Origin of the sequence: Spiroplasma endosymbiont of Ammophila pubescens (genome assembly GCF_964020965.1) — a bacterium.
Taxonomy (GTDB): domain Bacteria; phylum Bacillota_I; class Bacilli_A; order Mycoplasmatales; family Mycoplasmataceae; genus Spiroplasma.
On the sequence record NZ_OZ026611.1, the window covers coordinates 31,203 to 48,618 of the forward strand.

20 protein-coding genes and 3 pseudogenes are annotated in these 17,416 nt (G+C 23.9%); 11 read left to right on the top strand and 12 right to left on the bottom strand.

Annotation, left to right across the window (positions count from 1 at the left end; translation table 4 throughout):
* The first annotated feature begins 16 nt into the window (after positions 1-16).
* From ABNT63_RS00195 to ABNT63_RS00225, 7 genes are all read left to right on the top strand, one after another.
* Positions 17-805: a M20/M25/M40 family metallo-hydrolase gene (locus ABNT63_RS00195; RefSeq protein ID WP_348737111.1), complete on the top strand. Its 789-nt coding sequence runs from the start codon at positions 17-19 to the stop codon at positions 803-805.
* Between the two features lie 2 nt (positions 806-807).
* Positions 808-939 (top strand): hypothetical protein, encoded by a 132-nt coding sequence (locus ABNT63_RS00200; protein WP_348735893.1) that lies wholly within the window; start codon positions 808-810, stop codon positions 937-939.
* 15 nt (positions 940-954) lie between these two features.
* A complete protein-coding gene (ytpR, locus tag ABNT63_RS00205; protein WP_348735894.1) occupies positions 955-1,434 on the top strand; it encodes a YtpR family tRNA-binding protein in 480 nt (159 codons plus the stop codon).
* Positions 1,421-2,443, top strand: coding sequence for a nicotinate phosphoribosyltransferase (locus tag ABNT63_RS00210; protein WP_348735895.1), 1,023 nt, complete (start codon positions 1,421-1,423; stop codon positions 2,441-2,443). The genes ytpR and ABNT63_RS00210 overlap by 14 nt, the downstream gene beginning before the upstream one ends.
* Positions 2,444-2,697: 254 nt before the next feature.
* The gene (locus ABNT63_RS00215) at positions 2,698-3,063 is read left to right on the top strand and encodes a hypothetical protein (protein WP_348735896.1); all 366 of its coding nucleotides are present in this window, start codon (positions 2,698-2,700) and stop codon (positions 3,061-3,063) included.
* Positions 3,064-3,093: 30 nt separating this feature from the next.
* Positions 3,094-3,549, top strand: coding sequence for a hypothetical protein (locus ABNT63_RS00220; RefSeq protein ID WP_348735897.1), 456 nt, complete (start codon positions 3,094-3,096; stop codon positions 3,547-3,549).
* Between the two features lie 164 nt (positions 3,550-3,713).
* Positions 3,714-4,466 carry a restriction endonuclease PLD domain-containing protein gene (locus ABNT63_RS00225; protein ID WP_348735898.1) on the top strand — a complete coding sequence of 251 codons (753 nt, stop codon included), beginning with the start codon at positions 3,714-3,716 and terminating at the stop codon, positions 4,464-4,466.
* 302 nt (positions 4,467-4,768) lie between these two features.
* Here the strand turns inward: ABNT63_RS00225 and ABNT63_RS00230 are convergent, their stop codons facing one another.
* Positions 4,769-5,215 (bottom strand): C39 family peptidase, encoded by a 447-nt coding sequence (locus ABNT63_RS00230; protein WP_348735899.1) that lies wholly within the window; start codon positions 5,213-5,215, stop codon positions 4,769-4,771.
* 639 nt (positions 5,216-5,854) lie between these two features.
* Here ABNT63_RS00230 and ABNT63_RS00235 point away from each other — a divergent pair.
* The 3 genes from ABNT63_RS00235 to tyrS are packed head-to-tail and all read left to right on the top strand — an operon-like array spanning position 5,855 to position 8,023.
* A complete protein-coding gene (locus ABNT63_RS00235; RefSeq protein WP_071937936.1) occupies positions 5,855-6,208 on the top strand; it encodes a hypothetical protein in 354 nt (117 codons plus the stop codon).
* 2 nt (positions 6,209-6,210) lie between these two features.
* Entirely contained in the window at positions 6,211-6,717 is a 507-nt protein-coding gene (locus tag ABNT63_RS00240; protein WP_348735900.1) for a hypothetical protein, read from the top strand.
* 43 nt (positions 6,718-6,760) lie between these two features.
* Positions 6,761-8,023 (top strand): tyrosine--tRNA ligase, encoded by a 1,263-nt coding sequence (gene tyrS / locus ABNT63_RS00245; protein ID WP_348735901.1) that lies wholly within the window; start codon positions 6,761-6,763, stop codon positions 8,021-8,023.
* Positions 8,024-8,094: 71 nt separating this feature from the next.
* On the opposite strand, the gene ABNT63_RS00250 is transcribed toward tyrS, so the two are convergent.
* The 3 genes from ABNT63_RS00250 to ABNT63_RS00260 all read right to left on the bottom strand — a co-directional run bounded on the left by ABNT63_RS00250 (position 8,095) and on the right by ABNT63_RS00260 (position 11,077).
* Positions 8,095-8,340: a hypothetical protein gene (locus tag ABNT63_RS00250; RefSeq protein ID WP_348735902.1), complete on the bottom strand. Its 246-nt coding sequence runs from the start codon at positions 8,338-8,340 to the stop codon at positions 8,095-8,097.
* A 186-nt stretch (positions 8,341-8,526) separates the two neighbouring features.
* Positions 8,527-9,690 (bottom strand): hypothetical protein, encoded by a 1,164-nt coding sequence (locus ABNT63_RS00255; protein ID WP_348735903.1) that lies wholly within the window; start codon positions 9,688-9,690, stop codon positions 8,527-8,529.
* A 448-nt stretch (positions 9,691-10,138) separates the two neighbouring features.
* Complete coding sequence (locus ABNT63_RS00260) at positions 10,139-11,077, bottom strand: Mbov_0401 family ICE element transposase-like protein (RefSeq protein WP_348735904.1); 939 nt, start codon at positions 11,075-11,077, stop codon at positions 10,139-10,141.
* Positions 11,078-11,203: 126 nt separating this feature from the next.
* On the opposite strand from ABNT63_RS00260, the gene ABNT63_RS00265 reads away from it, so the two are divergent.
* On the top strand, positions 11,204-11,551 hold the full coding sequence (locus ABNT63_RS00265) for a lipoprotein (RefSeq protein ID WP_348735905.1): 348 nt from the start codon (positions 11,204-11,206) through the stop codon (positions 11,549-11,551).
* Positions 11,552-11,620: 69 nt separating this feature from the next.
* On the opposite strand, the pseudogene ABNT63_RS00270 reads toward ABNT63_RS00265, so the two are convergent.
* The 8 genes and pseudogenes from ABNT63_RS00270 to ABNT63_RS00305 all read right to left on the bottom strand — a co-directional run.
* A pseudogene (locus ABNT63_RS00270) lies at positions 11,621-12,658 on the bottom strand (spiroplasma phage ORF1-like family protein); the annotation flags it as partial.
* 118 nt (positions 12,659-12,776) lie between these two features.
* Positions 12,777-13,910, bottom strand: a pseudogene (locus tag ABNT63_RS00275) (spiroplasma phage ORF1-like family protein); the annotation flags it as partial.
* Between the two features lie 12 nt (positions 13,911-13,922).
* On the bottom strand, positions 13,923-14,159 hold the full coding sequence (locus tag ABNT63_RS00280) for a hypothetical protein (protein ID WP_348735906.1): 237 nt from the start codon (positions 14,157-14,159) through the stop codon (positions 13,923-13,925).
* Positions 14,160-14,200: 41 nt separating this feature from the next.
* On the bottom strand, positions 14,201-14,536 hold the full coding sequence (locus ABNT63_RS00285; RefSeq protein WP_348737112.1) for a hypothetical protein: 336 nt from the start codon (positions 14,534-14,536) through the stop codon (positions 14,201-14,203).
* A pseudogene (locus ABNT63_RS00290) lies at positions 14,529-15,541 on the bottom strand (hypothetical protein). The gene ABNT63_RS00285 and the pseudogene ABNT63_RS00290 overlap by 8 nt, the downstream one beginning before the upstream one ends.
* Positions 15,541-15,744 (bottom strand): DUF2649 family protein, encoded by a 204-nt coding sequence (locus ABNT63_RS00295; RefSeq protein WP_348735907.1) that lies wholly within the window; start codon positions 15,742-15,744, stop codon positions 15,541-15,543. The pseudogene ABNT63_RS00290 and the gene ABNT63_RS00295 overlap by 1 nt, the downstream one beginning before the upstream one ends.
* 152 nt (positions 15,745-15,896) lie before the next feature.
* Entirely contained in the window at positions 15,897-16,331 is a 435-nt protein-coding gene (locus ABNT63_RS00300) for a DUF3627 domain-containing protein (RefSeq protein WP_348735908.1), read from the bottom strand.
* 184 nt (positions 16,332-16,515) lie between these two features.
* On the bottom strand, positions 16,516-17,274 hold the full coding sequence (locus tag ABNT63_RS00305; RefSeq protein ID WP_348735909.1) for a DNA adenine methylase: 759 nt from the start codon (positions 17,272-17,274) through the stop codon (positions 16,516-16,518).
* Between the last annotated feature and the right edge of the window lie 142 nt (positions 17,275-17,416).

The window sequence follows — 17,416 nt, forward strand, 5'->3', positions numbered from 1 at the left end:
TTGGGAACAAACATTATTAGCTAAACGAGTAAAGTTATTAAAAGATGATGGAACGTTTTTGATTGGTGCGATTTCAACAATTGCACAGCATTTGTTATCACCAGAAGCTCGATTAAAACCAACGCCAATTGCTAATATGTTAGTTGATTTTGGTTTTTTTTCACAAGCAGAAGTCTATAAAGTTGGAATTCGAGAAGGAAATTTTGTAATTTGTGAAGGTCCAACAGTTTTCTTAAATGATAAACGATTATTATCAAAAGCGATTGATAACCGAATGGGTGTTATTTTAGGAATAGAAGTTTTAGAACAAGTTAAAAATAAACAATTAGACTATGATTTATATGTTGGTTTTAGTGTGCAAGAAGAAGTTGGAACTCGCGGTGCTAAAACAGCAACAGCATTAATTAATCCTGATTTTGCAATTGTAACTGATGTTTCACCAGGACAAGATTATGAATCAACAACAACTTTTGGTCAATTAGGGCAAGGTGTAATGTTACGTGGAATGGATAATGGCTATATTACGCGTTATGATTTAATTCAATATCAACTTAAATTGATGAAAGAACATGCAATAAAATATCAATTTTATATTTCGCCAGGAGGAACTGATGCTGGATCTGTTCATTTAACAACAGCTGGTATTCCAACTATTCAAGCGTGTTTAATTGCCCGTAATTTACATACAATTAGTGGTATTATTGATTTAGATGACTTTAATGAAACAATTAAGTTAGTAACAACAATTATTGAAGATTTAGATGAAACAAAAATTAAAGGATTTAATTGAAGTAATAAGGAGTAAAAATGGGAACAAAAACAATTGGTTTATTTTATAATCAAGGCTTTGATATTTTAATGGGATATAAATCAACACCTGATGCAGTTAATTATGTTATTAATAATGATTATGTCTTATTTTATAATCAAAACCACTAATGTTATGGGTTTAATTTGTTAAATGCTAGTAAACATTTAACAACATCTTTGAAGTTAGGAATTAATAGTGATAATTCTGATTTATTAGCAGAGTTAGGAGGTATTTTTAAACAAAAAGATTATTCTTTTAATATTAATCAACAACCACAATTTATTGTTGGTAAAATTCTTGAGCGTAAAAAACATTCTAATTCAGATAAATTAAATATTTGTCAAGTAGACATTGGTTTATCAACTGAACAAATTATTTGTGAAGCTGATAATTGTGATATTGGCCAATTGGTTGTTGTTGCACGTGTTGGGGCAATTATGCCTTTAGGTTTAAAAATTGTTCTTAGTGAATTACGAGGAATTATTTCAAATGGAATTCTTTGTTCTGAACGCGAATTGGGATTACCAATTACTATTATTGGTAAAAAAATTATGTTATTATCAAAGCAACAATATCATCCGGGAAATAGTTTTTGAAAGGAATATTATAATGGGCAAAATTAAGGCAGGGTATTATAGTGCAATTTATTTTTTAAAAACAGCAAATATTTTAAAAAATGAAAAACCAAATGATTTAATAACAATGCAGTTTTTTCAACGTGAAGAAAATGTTATTTTAGCAGGCGTTAATGAATGTGTTGAATTATTAAAAACAGAAGTTTTTAATGCGGAAAGTTTAGAAATCACTGCCTTAACGGATGGCGATTTAATTCAAGCTAATGAACCAGTTTTAAAAGTAACTGGGCATTATTATCAGTTTGGCCATTTAGAAGGTATTATTGATGGTATTTTAGCACGACAAACAAATATTGCAACAAATTGTTATCGTGTATTACAAGCAGCTAATAATAAGCCAGTGATATATATGAATGATCGTAGTGATTATTATTATAATCAAGAAAATGATGGTTATGCTGCAAAAATTGGTGGAATAACTAATTTTGTTACAACAGCACAAGTAACAAAATTAGTTGGTAATTATGAGCCTATGGGCACTGTTCCGCATGCTTTAATCCAAGCTTTTAATGGTGATTTAATTGCAGCTTTGAAATCTTATCAAAAGTTTTATCCAACTGATAAATTAGTGGCTTTAGTTGATTATAATAATGATGTTATTACTGATACTTTGCAAGTAGCACGTGCATTTTCAAATTTATATGCAGTTCGTGTTGATACTTCTCAATCATTAATCGATAAATATTTTCTTGGAAAAAAAGATAAGTATCCAAGTAGTGAAATTAATGGTGTTAATAAACACTTAATTCGTGCTTTACGTCAAACTCTAGATAAGGCAGGATATCAACATATTAAAATTATTGTTTCATCAGGATTTAATGTTCAAAAAATCCAGGATTTTGAAAAAGAAGGTGTTCCTGTTGATATTTATGGCGTTGGGGAATCGTTGGCAAAAATTAATATTGGTTTTACTGGTGATGCTGTTCAATTAAATGGTGTTGATCAAGCAAAGGTTGGGCGGAGTAATATTACTTCGAATCGACTAGTTAAAAAATAAGAAATGTTTTATAATATATGTAAATAAAAGGGGTTTTCATGATGAGTGAAAATAAAAACCATAAAATAGAGTCTTATTTATAATCATGATGATGCTTATCCTCATTTAAAACAGGAACGAAAACAATATCAAAATGAAAACGAAAAAATTACAATTGAAAATAATAAGAATAAATCTCCTTTAACATCGTTATGTGAAGTTATTTCACCTTTATATAGAAAAAATTAGATGGTGCTGATGAATTTAAAGTTAATATGTCGCATTCATATAAACAACAAAAAGAAAATAGTCCCATAACTTCGATTGAGGATGTTATTGCTCAGCGGGTGAGTGAGAAGAAGGCAGAGTTAGTGAAAATTCATATTACTGAAGAAAAAATTTCGTCTTTTGATAAAACTAACATTGAACCATATTTTCGAAAATATGATCCAGTTACAAATAAAGAAATTATTCCATCAACTTTAAAAACTAAAAATAAATTATCTGAACCAACAGCACAAACGGTATCATTTTTATTAAAGCCACGAAAAAGTGGAGCAAATATTTTTGGCGATAGAACAGCTGAGTTAAAAGTAGAATTAGAACAAATTAAAGAAAAAATTCGTAATCCAATTCCATAACATAATGTTGATGATTATGAGCAAACAGCAATGTTTGAAGGAATTGAAGAGCAAAGAGAAATTAATGAACAGATTCGCAATGCAGTTGTTGAAGCTTATCATATTGATGATAATTTTTCTGAAGATATGCCATTAGAGCAACGTTGTCGATTAATCCAACATAATTCAACAAAAGCGTGAGCAGTTAGATTTAAAACGCTACTTAATTTACAAGAAAATAATTTAAATAATCAGTTTCTTCGTCGCCCGAAACCATTATCACAAAATGCATCAGGATATCATAAGAAATTGCATGATTTACGAAACAGTGATTCTGAACCAGATATGAACCACGTTAAAGAATATCATACTAATAGTAATCCTTATTTATCACGCATGTTAGAAATTGAAGAGCAAACAGCAAAGGAAGCAGAAGCAAAACGTTGTGAACGAATTAAAACACAAATTAATAATGTTCAAAGGGATAATGAAAATAATAATGAATAGGTAAGGAAAATTTTAAAAACTGATAGGGTGGTTAAAAGTGTAGAAACCACATACATTTTGTACTTTTGTGGTATTTACAATTTTAGAAATAAATTTTATTAATATTTTAAATAAGGAGTTGAAATTAAATTTTCTATACATAAAAGAAAAAACAAGATTATATCTTGTTTTTAACTAACAACCCGTATCTTTGCAACGGTCCCAATATTACAAATTATAAAGGCCTTGGTCGTGATATTTTTTGCGGAGGAATTAATGCAACAGAGCATGTTAGTGCAACACGAATTAGTGATTTGTATCAACAAAATTGTGTTGGCTTTGATGTTAATGATAAGACAACCTATCAGTCAGAAGCAAATGTTTTGAAAGAAAAAAGCCAATTTAATGAGATTGTAAAAGCACATAAAACAAATGAAAAAATAAAGACAGCAACTGAACTATTAGTATTGACTGGTGATGGTGATACGAATGTTATTAAACGATATTTAGATGAAACGGCAAAGGATAATATTAATTTAGATCTTTTTGTTGGTAATACTAGTGCTGGATATAATCCGGTTTTTGAAGCAGAGTTATTAAAAGATGAAAAAAATATTAATCGATTAAATATTATTCGTGAACATCCGAAACCTAATGTTTATAATTCTGATTTTATTAAGTACACTAAACCTAAAACACATATTAAGTTATATGTGTGATACAATGCAAATAATGAAATATTAGCTTTTTGATCCGGTAGTGCTAATTTTAGTACAAATGGTATTGGCCTTGACCCTAAAAAAGATCGTCCTTTTCGTGAAATTTTATTTGAAATGGCATTATCAGAACGAGATTGAAAAAATGACATTATTTGTAATGTAGTTGGTGCCTTTAAAACACCTCCAAGTCAGCGAATTAAAAATTTTTGTGCAAATTAGAGATTTAACATTAGGTTGTTAAATCTTTTTAAGTTATTAATGTATTGTATTGAATATATCCTAAAACTAAGCAAATAAATGATTTGACAATTAATTTGTAATATAAAATTAAAAAAAAGTAATTGAATTTTTTATTTTTAAAAAAAGATATAGAATATAAGAAAAATTAAAAATAGTAAAATAAGGATTGTAATCAAGTGTTAATAAAATAAATTATGCAATGTTTAAAATATTGTATATTCAATTAGTTGAAGAATCGATGGTGATAGTAGCTAAAAATTCACAAATAATTTTAAAATATTTTAATTAGATTTAATAATGCTACTATTTGCATCATAAGTAAATAGACTACTTATTTGTGATTGTTTAACTTCTACTTCTCCGGATCAAGGATCAGCAATTAAATATGTATATTCTTCAAATTTTTCTGATACTTGAATTCCATGTATAACAATAAGATGTTTTATCATATGGTTGTTTCAAGGATATTTACCATGCATACTTAATATAACTGAAAAATTATGCTTTAAACTATTGTTTACATCATTATAAAATATTTTTTGTTCTTTTTTGGTTAAACCATAATTGAGTCCTAATATTTTTCGTGTATATTTATGATTATTTTGGTTTGTGAATTTATTTAAAATTGTTGGAATATTTCCTGAATAAGTTCCTGTTTTTACAGTTTGTAAATAATTTGCTAATTTTTCTTGTGATATTTTTTTATTAGCAACATAATTTATTACCATTTGTTGTACACTAGCGGGGCCACATCAATAATTTGTTTCTTGATAAAATAATTCAACGGGTAATGAAATTGATTTATGTTTTATAATATTTTTATTTTTTTTTTTTTTTTATATAATGGTTTATAATTTTTAATTAAATGTTATTGTTTTCATTTATTTTTATAATATATATATGCCGACAAAAAAGTTATAAAAGATATTAATATAATATTAATTAAAATTAAAAATGCATTTATTATTCATATTTTTTCATTTTTTCTCCTTAATAATATTTTATAAAAAAAGAAAAAGATAAGTATATTTTTTAATTTTTAACAAATTAATTGCAAATTTTTAATATTTTTTAACAACTTAATTTACATAATAATTAATAAAAGTAAAAAAATACTACAATATCGTAAATTTTTGAGTATTTTGCATTAGTTACTGATTTTATTCTTTGATATAACATAAAACAAATTAATGTAAAAACTGGTTTATACTATCTTGTAAAGATAAATTATATATTGTTGTAAATTAGTATATATTAATTTTTATCATTAAGTTAACTAATTATTCTAATATTATTTAAAATAAATTATAAAATAAGTTATAATATAAAAGTAATATTTAATACGATTAGAAAAAGGGTGGAAAAGAATGATATATATGTTAGCAACAAATGATAATTTATTAATTTCACAAACAATTTTAATCATTGTTTTATTATGTTTAACAATTGTTTTTTGCTGTTATGGCATTATTGCTGCGCGAAAAGTTGCAATTGCTGCTAAGAAATTTGATTATTTTGTTGAAGACTTAACTTATAAATCAGAAATGTTAAATTCTACTGTTGATACCGTTGTTAAAGTTTCAAATTATATTGATGTTTTTGAAGCTTTTGCAAAACGAAACGTTAAAGCATGAGTGAAAATTATTGCTCGTAATAAAGACATTGCCTATCGAATTGTTGATAAATTAAAAGATTTTGCTAATTCTGATGAGAAGGAATAATTATGGCATTTAAATTTGTTAAAACATTGGCAGTGATGGTAGTAGGAATGTTAATTGCTCCGAAAAAAGGTTCAGAATTACGACAAGATTTCATTAATTTAGTTAAAAAATATAATCCACAACTTAAAAAAATGGTTAATAAAATTGAGATTGTATGAGAAAAATCGCAAGGAATAGAATCAGATGAAGTTGCAGCTGATATTGAATTGCACATTAAAAATGTCAAAGGTGCAGTTGAAATTTTAGATTCTGCTTCAACAAAAGAAATGGCTTATAAGACATTAAAGAAAATTGATAATGGTGCAGTTAAATTAATTAAAGCAGCAGCAAAATCACCTAATGTGCGCGCAGTGGCAAAAGATTTAGCAAAAATAACAGTTTCAACAATTGACGCTGGAATTAAGATAACTGAAGATTTGAAAAAAACATCAGCATCAATTTCTGAAAAAATTATTGAAGAAGGAAAGTCTGCTCCAATTAAAAAAGATTCAAAAGTAGATAAGAAATAACTCTAATAATTTAGAGTTTTTTAAATAGCAAAGGAGATAAATGATGGTAAAAAATATTTTAGAAGAATTAAGATGAAGAGGACTATTAAAACAAGTAACTAATGAAGCAAAATTATTAAAAGCGCAAGAATTAAAAAAAGGAGTTTATTGTGGTTTTGATCCAACCGGTGATTCATTACATGTTGGGCATTTAATTCAAATTATGTTATTAAAACGTTTTGAAATGTTTGGATTTCAACCAATTGCTATTATTGGTGGTGGGACAGGAATGATTGGTGATCCTAGTGGGAAAAAAGCAGAACGGGTATTGCTAGATGATAAAACAATTAAACATAATATGGAAACCATTAGTAATCAAATGCAACAATTAATTGGAACAAAAGTTAAAATGGTTAATAATGCTGAATGATTGCAAAAAATGACCTTGATTGATTTTTTGCGAAATGTTGGTAAAGATTTTAATATTAGTTATTTATTAGCAAAAGAAAATATTGCAACTAGAATTAAAGTTGGTTTATCATATACTGAATTTGCTTACACATTATTGCAGGCTTATGACTTTTATCAATTATATATTAATTATGATTGTGCTGTTCAAACTGGTGGTAGTGATCAATGAGGAAATATTACTTCGGGTACAGATTATATTTATAAACAAATTGAAGAAGATAATTTAGCTTGTGGTTTGACAATGAATTTATTAACAAAAACTGATGGTTCCAAATTTGGAAAAACAGAATCAGGGGCAGTTTGATTAGATTCAAAAAAAACATCACCTTATGAATTTTATCAATTCTTTTATAACCAAGATGACCAAGAAGCAGGGAAATTATTACGTTATTTAACAATGTTATCTGAAAAAGAAATTATTGCTCTTAAAGCAGCTCACCAAAATGAACCAGCACAACGCATTGCACAAAAAAAACTAGCAGAAGAAGTAACTTTATTTGTTCATCAAGCAGCAGGATTAAAAACAGCACAAATTGTTAGCGAAGCTTTATTTAAAGGCAATTTACATGAATTATCAGAGCAACAGTTAGGCCAACTTGATAACAATTTACCTAATTTTTATTTAACAAAGCTTAATTTACCACTGCTTGATTTATTAGTACAAGCACAAATTGTTTCTTCTAAACGTGAAGGTCGTGAGTTTTTAAAACAAGATGCAATTACTATTAATGGGCAAATTGTTAAAGAAGAAACTTGACTTGTAACAAAAGATAAGTTTTTATTTGATAAATATTTAATTATTCGTCGTGGAAAACGAAAATATCATTTAATTTATCTTGCAACTAACAAAAAATAAAAAAAAAGAACATTTTACCATTTAAATAATGCTATTTATAGGAATAAATTGTTCTTTTTAGTTTTTTAAAATTATTGCAATTTAATAGGTTTATTTTTAGTTGCTTTCTTTTTATTTTTAAAATAAAGACGAGTATAATAAATTACTTGTGCTAATAATATAACAAAAATATTGATAAACGCGAATAAATGACAATGTCAAGGTGTTTGTGGTAAAGCAAACACAGCAATTAATAATGATAACGCATAAGCATTTAAGATTCCCCAAATTGTAATTTTATGTCATAATTTTAGTTTTCTTTTTTGACCTTTTTTCATACTTGTGACCTTTCTTTGAATTTTTCCATATTCAATATGTGTAAAATTACACTTAGTATTATTTTAGCCTAAAAATATTAGATTTTTTTTTTTTTTTAAATTAAGATATTTTTACATTAAATTGTAAATGTAATAAATTTCTTAACTAAATAATAATATATAATATTAAAAATAAACATTTTAAAATTAATTTGATTTTGGTAAATATAATGTCAAAAATTCATGTCAGAATTCTCATGCTCTTGTTTTTAATTCATTTGGTATTAAAAATCAATATACAAATCCTTCACTAATAACTTCATATAAACTAGAAAAAGAATATGAACTAAGATGAAATAATTTAAAAATTTTTTCTTTGTCTAAACTTGGTCAATTATTAAAATTAATAATTTTACTTGTTAAAAAATCTTTTAATTTATTACTTATACTTATATGCATATTATCTTTTAAAAAATGATCTAACATATGTCCTAATTCATGAAAGAAAACTCTAAAAGGATCAAGAACAGAAAAATAACCAGTATAAAATAAATGATTTCCCATAGCATTATAATAACATTGTAATGTTTGGGCATGAATTTGAATATGATGGTCAAAATAACTATATCCCTCTGCATTAAGAACTTGAGTAATATCAATTCATTTTAATACATTATGAACATTATTTTTTCCTCAACTACTAGCCATATAATTATAAAATCTTACCATTAATTGTTTTAATTTATTAATATATGTTGGACAATAATTATTAATAAAATTCGTTAAAGATGATTTAGTTTTTGGATTTAAAAAATTTAATAATTCTTCATATGAATTAAATTCTGGTTTTTCATAAAATGGTAAGTTAGGATATTCAGCATGACTTAAAAAGGCATTTGTTAAATTTTTTTCAAGATCTGTTGCTGGGTTCTTACTAATTCATAAGCCATTATAGCCACGTTGTTGCATTCAAGTTTGATTTGGAACATATTGTTGATTTAAATTAATTTGATTTAACACTGATTTATCAAGAAGATAATTAAGGGTAACTGAACCTCGGTAAATCTTAAAATCATTAGAAATAATTGTAGCCGTTGTAGCCGTAATATTATTTTTAATTTGAATTTTATTAATATTTAATGCTGGGAACTTTTGTTTTAATATAGTTTTAATTTGCTCTTCTGTTGGAAGATGGGAACCATTAGTTTTAATTACTTGTAAATTTGGGTTACTAATAATTGTATTTAGTAGTATTATTTTTTGGTTTAAATAATTATGATATAGCAAATATAAAATAATGCTTAATAAAATTCCTACGATAAAAATTAATACTATGTTGGTTGTATAAATTAATTTTTTTTGTTTTTTCATTACTATTACTACCTTTACTATTTAATATTTTTCAAAATTCATTATATAGTTATCATGATTTAAAATAATATAAACAAAAATAAATTTAACATTTATCAAATTATTTCTAATTTATTATTATAATTTTACAAATTTGGGAGTGTTGCATATAAACGGGTATTACTTAATTTATTTAAAAACAAGAAACTTTTTTTTATAAAAAAATAATAACACAAAAAAAATAAAAATACAAAAAATAATTTCATATTTTAACATACTAAAAAATAGTTTAAAAACTAAAATTAAATTATTTTAAATTAACTAAAATTAAATCTCATAATTTTTAAATCCAAAATATTTTTAAATGTTGAAAATGAAAATGTTTTATTCCCATATCCCAAACAAGATTTTACAATTCTTGAAACATCACTTTCAGCATATACGCCAATATTTCACTCTTTATTTTGATTTAAAATACCATTTTTAAATTAATAAAATACCTTAATTTAATTCTTTCATTCTGTAATGATTTTAAAAAAGTTATAAATTCGTCGTATTTTCCTTGTAAAAATAATTCCTTTGCGTGTAAATAATTTTTAAAGGATTCTTTACTATGATTACCACAATATATATTATTCTTTAATTCTCTTATTGCATGAAATCTATCAAATATAAACATACCATCTAAAATTTTAGCAGTTTTTTTAATTCATTTAGTACTATCCCCACCAATAATTAATTTAATATTTTCATAATTTTTAAAAAATTTTTGAATTTGTTTTTTAATAAATAAAGCATTAAATTCTGCTCCTCGAGTTTTCTTATTAAGAAAAAAATAACAATATTTTTTATTTAAAGATTTATTATTTTCTTTTCCAGTATTAAATGAAATTATTCTAACAGTTTGCAAATAAGATTTATTATTTTTATTTTTTAAAGTTACATGTGCATCATCCAAATTGATATATAAATTTTCTCAATTTTTTAAATCTATTTTTTTATCTTTTCTTTTTATTAATGCTTTTCGTAAAATACGTGAAACAGATGAAAAATGCAATTTACAATTAAACATATATAATATATCACTATATCTTTTATTTTTTACTATTTCAGCAATTATTTTTAATTTTAAATCATTAATTATTCTTTGTCATTTTTCAATTCCAAATTGTTTATCAACAAGAGGAACATATTTTCACTTACCCTTATAAAGATATTTGTAAATTCTTCTCTTATAAATTAATATTCCAAATTCTGTTTTAATTTTTCTAGTTTTTATTTCTTTTACAAAATATTTTATTTTATCTCGTTTTTTAAAAATTATATTATCAATTCTTTCTATCTTTTCTTTTAACTGATTTAAAACATTTTCATAAATATTTGCACTAAATTTATTAAAATTAAACATTTTATTACTTCCTTTCTTTATTAAATTAAAATTATTAATTAATATATTTCATAAATTTACACATACTTTAAAAAATGTATAATATAATTAAGAAAATTATAACACTTCACAGAAAGGAATAAATATATGAAAAAAATACTAAGTATTTTAGGGGTAATTGGATTAATAACAAGTACAACAACATTAATTAGTTGTGAAAAACCAAATAATAATGAAAACGGGGGTAATAAACCCGAGCCATGATATAATCCACAACAACCACCAGAAAATAGTAATTGAAAATTAATTACTACTATTGAAAATGTAGACAAATATAAATGAGAAGATAAAACTTATATTGGAATTACTAAAATTTGAAAAAATCATAAATGAAATTGAATTATTGAAGATTGAAAATTACATCCTCCCTTTTCAAATGTTTATTTATCTAATTATAAAGCAATTTATCGCTGAAATGGTGTTAATGAACCATAAACACCCGAAATTGATAAGGATACTGGCAAAATTACAGATTGAAAAGAATAAAGGACTTGTTAGTCCTTTTTATATTAATCGTACAAATTTCATAAAAATAATTAATAAAAATATATTTGTTATTGTATTATATAATGCTGGACTAAATTTTCATACCTCAAATGTTTGATTAAAAAAAGTATATATTGTTTGGAATATTTTCTCAACACCACTCGCTAATTCGTTTACTTGTTTTATACCAGGGATATTATTAACGATTCAAATTGCCGCATTTCTGATATGACACGATAAATTATATCAACTACAACTTTCATATTGTGCTTGTCATCATTGCCCATCAGGAAATAATCCGCCATTATTTATTTCTTGTCAATTATAAATTTCAAAATTAAAGTCATAATAACGATACATATCATTTTCTTTTTGGGCTTGTAATTCAAAAACATTATAACCGATTTTTTGTTCTTCAATTTTTTTATATTTTAAACCATATTTGTTTTTTAAAGTTCCTTCAAAAACATAACCTTCATTTTGATTAATATTATAATCATTTGAAACTGAAAAATCATAGTTAAACACATTACCATAATTTGTATTATAAAACCGATTTTTAAACGCTGAATACAATTTAATATCTAATTGTTTGTATTTATCAGAAAAATAAAAGTAATGTGGATAAATTTTAAAACCATTATTCGCTAATAAACCATATTTTTTATTATATCCTTGCACATAAGTATTGTTTTCTAAATCAAAAATTGTTCGTAAATAATCTTTATAAAAATTTTGAGAAACCGTAAACATACTATTTAATAATTTTTCAAATTGAGTTTTATTAATATTGCTTTCCTCAATTAATATATCTGTAAAATTAACTAATTTTAAACCAAAAAAGTTAATTAAAACCGTATCATATTGTAAATTATCAATATATCCACTTTCAATAAAATTACTACGATTTTGAAATACTGGAACTAAAGCATGAGCAAAAAATGCTTTTAAAAATTTATTAATATCAATTTGACCTTTCATCTGTTCAAAAATCTCTTTACCAGTATTATGAGTATTACCCTGATAATAATTATATGTTTCAGCACTAAAATTAAATGGTCGCATGTAAAAGATTGGGGTTTTTGTTTTTAAATATTATTTAGTTCAATAAAATAAAGACATTTTTTTCTTGTTTTTATAAAAAACCCCAATTTTCTTTATACGACCAATTAAATGTATTTTCCTTATTTTTCATAAAAGAAAATAAAAAACCTAAATCATCAGTATACCGATAATTATTATAATCATATCCATTTCAATATTGCTTAAGATGTGTTAACTATAAACTCCCAGCAATAATATTTTTTCGTTCATCAATCGTTAAAATTATTCGATAAATTGATTTTTTAGTTAAAATAGTACCAATACTAGACTTATTCAAATTATTAATAATTTCAAAATCAAAAATAATTCTTTGACTACCTAAATTTGGATCATCATAATCTAGATTACCACCTTGTTGAACTCGAATATTTTCTTGCACAATAGCATTAATATATTTTAATAAAAAAGAACGAGTATTTTGATAATTAGTATCAGTACAAAAAATAACGCTACCAGTATCTATATCAATTTTGGGTGTTTGTGGTTCATTAACACCATTTCAGCGATAAATTGCTTTATAATTAGATAAATAAACATTTGAAAAGGGGGGATGTAATTTTTAATCTTCAATAATTCAATTTCATTTATGATTTTTTCAAATTTTAGTAATTCCAATATAAGTTTTATCTTCTCATTTATATTTGTCTAAATTTTCAATATTAGTAATTAATTTTCAATTTTGAAACTTTAAATTAACTTGTTGCAAATTATCAACACTTTTTTCTAATTTATTTATAATTTCAACAGTATTAAAATATTTTGCAAATGAACACGAAAAATTTGTTAATTCTTTTAAAAATTGTTTTTTATCAACATCATAGAATTTATCAATGTTATATTGTTTAACATAATTATCTCAATTTTTATATAAATCTATAAATTCATCACTAGGTTTATCAAATGAAATTCCCGTTGAATAACTATCCTTTAAAAAATCTAAATATCACTTATCATTATAAGTTAATGCTTGTGATGTTTTTAAAGTCGGATTAATAAAGTAATTTGTTTCTGACCAATTTTCAAAAAAAACTACTGCGTAAAAACATTGTATTAATAAAATCTGTTTCATTCATTCCTGTTGATTGTTGCTTAACATTATAACTTTGTTGATTTAGAGGTTTAACGCTGTTAAAGTAATCAAAGAAATAACTAAGCTTAAAATACCTAAAATAAATATTGAAAATAAAGATATTGTTTTTTTTATATTTAACTACTCCTAACTATAGAATGTTTTTGAAACAATAAACCCAACTATATATAAACTTGATATCGTTAACATTAATGGATGACTAAATAAAATTGCCATTTTGCCAAACAAAGAAAGTAAAAAAGTATCAGAATTATATAAATCCATAATAATATTTTTTGCTGATGTCAACTGATTAATAATAATCGTAATAAATCCGGTTTCAAATATAACGATTGCCGCTACTAAAAAAACTAATCTAATCATTATTTATTCACCCTTCGATATCCTTGTTCTCTTGTTTTTGCTTACCTAGCTAAACTTGATAATTGTTGTTTATTACGATTAATTTTAAATTGTTTACGTTCTTCAACATGTTTTTGTATACCTTGTTTGGTATCTAAAACTCCACGAGCTGTTGAAGAATATAATTTTGATGTACTATTTTGAACAGTTGAACCTAATTCATTATATTGTGTTGATGTACCATGAATAGCATAAATTGATAATTTAATAACCATAAAAAAGATTACAAAATAAGCAATCGTTGTTTTTGTCATTGGCAATTTAGTATTTCAAATCACATCAAAAATAAAACTAAAAATTTTGTCTCAATTACTACTTTCTGATAATAAATTAATTATCTTTACCACTTCCTTTTTCTTTTTTAGGTTTTAAATTCTTTTTCAAAATATCAATATCAAACAATTCTAAGCGTTGTTTATTATTTAATTTTGATATATCTTTTCAAAAGTATTCTTTTTTATTAACAACCTCATCGTTTTTCAAATCACGAACAAAACTTAATCAATAACTATCGTATTTATTAGCAAATTCAAGCGGAATAATTATCTTAAAAAACCGAATTCCTAATCCAACATCCGACTTATGTTTTGCTCGTTTACCTTCTGACAATCGTTCAACTGATTTTGTTTTTCAAATTTCATAATCAATAATATCTTGGAAAATACCAATTCGCATAACAAAACTACGATTAAAAATATTACCTAATTTTGACTTAACGGGTTTTTTCAATGAAATAGGAATAATAATACCACTTGCTAAATGACGAATATTATTTCACATCATACCTTCACGCTGTACAGTAAAAATCGATCTATTTTTAAAATGTCTTGCTAAAACAATTCACACACTTTTACCACCATGAACTTTTTTAACTTCGTGGGGACTAGTTCCATCAATATATAAAAAACTCTCATCAAACAAAATTAAACTATCATCAGGTGGGACTAATTTAGTTCTATCAGTAAAATCTAAATTATTAAAAGTTAAAAGTTTTATTGCATCATCTTCAATTGGATAATTACTATAAATTTTATTCGTTAAAAGTTTCATAACTTGTGATAGAAAAGTTAAAAGCAATGTTTTACCAGTTCCTAATTTACCAATAATTACGGATAATGGATTATCTCAAATAAAGTAAACTAAACGAAAGACATTTAACTGATAAAAAATATTTTTTCATAATCACCAAAAAAATATACACATTGTAAAACAAATAATAGTCAAAATACTAAACCATTATAATTTAATGAAATTATTCAAAGTAACAAATCAATTAAACTAAACAAAACCATTGAACCGCTAATATAACAATAATTTTTTAAAAAAAATACAAACTTTTTCATTATTTAAAATACCCAACTATTTTAAAAATCATTCACAATAAAAACCAAGTTAAAAACAAAATTACAATTCAAAAACCAACCATCAAAGTTAAATATTCATTTTGTGTTAAATTTAAAGTTGTAATATTTTCAACATTTGTTTTATCTATAAACAAAAAGACATGAATAAAAAACTCTTTTAATTTTTCTCAATCATTTTGCATTTTTAAAAACTCCACATTTTTTGAATAAGTTTAAAAAACATTACAAAAAATAAAACGATAAATAATACAAACGATATAACATATATAAAATCGGGAGCATTTGAACCAATAATATAACTTACAAATTGAACTCAATAATTATATAAACTCATTTAATTTAAATCTTTCAAACCATTAATCAATTCTTGTTCTTTTTCAACAGTTCAATTTGTTAAATTATTATTGTTATTTGTTTTTACTTTTTGAGGTTCAGCAGGGAATAATGCTTTTTTCATTTGTATAAAATAATTTTGTTTATATTGATTATACAAATTAATTATTTGTGTTCCAGTTAAATATTTCCAAAAATTTCGTTTTAAATTTTCATCATATTTCACAATAGAATAAGAATTATCATAAATCAAACCAATAGCTACTTGATTAGAATGTTTTTTACTAAAATAAATAAACTTATTATTTAATCAAAAACCAATATGTTTATTGTGGTTAGGTAAATTTATAAACGAAGCTTTATCAGTTTGAAAAACTGTAAATTCTGTTCGAATAAAATAATTTTGTACGTTAATATTCTTTTTATAAAAACTCATAAAAACACCTTACTTTCCATATTATATTTACACAATGCCGTATTAAAACCACTTTTATAACTTGGTTTATGATACATTACTCAAAACAAACCACCAACAAATTTTTTATTCAAAATAGAATGACAAATTTGACATTTAAGTTTAATAATTAATCAAACTACCTAAAATTTGTAATAATTAATTCTTAGCCAAGTTTTGGCTTTTTATTATGACAATTAGTAGAATTATACACTCATTCAAATTCATTAATATTAAATTCTTTAAACAAGTCTTTAATAAATTCAGAATTATCAATACTTAAAATTCATTTACCTTTAATTTTTAAAATATTATCTTTTAGTTCATAAAAGTTCATTTTTGAATGTTTATAAACTCTTCCTTTATTATAATAATATGGTGGATCTAAATATCAAACAATATTTTTATCCATATAATATTTATTAATAATATTTTTATAGTCCAAATTATAGAACTCAATATTATTTTTAGTATTAACTAATAGTCTTCTAATATTTTGAATTATCAATAATTTATTAAAATTAAAATTTTGTTGTAATATTTTATCTGTTCAAGTTCCTCATTCTTTTCCGTTAAAAGTTAAAGCATTTTTAATTAAAAATTTTTCGCCTGTATTTAAACAATAATCATTTGCTATCTTTTCTTTCATTTCATCAATAGTTTTTGAATTAGAATATGCCAATTTTTGTAAATAATCTAATTCGATTAAGTGAATCCCTTCCCGCCAAAAGTTAATCAAGTTACTATGTAAATCATTAAAGACTACTTTGTTACATAACTGCTGGTCTAACACATTTAAGCCAACTGAAGCACCGCCACAAAATAAATCTATAAATTTATCAAATTTAGCCGGTAATAATGCTTTAATTTTATCAAAGTGTTTAGCTTTTCCACCTGGCCAAGACAATGGACTAATAAATTTCATTCTAATCCTCCTTTACTATAAAATGTTTAAATAATGTATATGTATTGTAATAAACATTGTTAAATATATAAAATTAAAAATTAAGGCACACTGAAAATAACTACTTAGTTTTAACTAATAGCTATTAAAATATAAAATTATA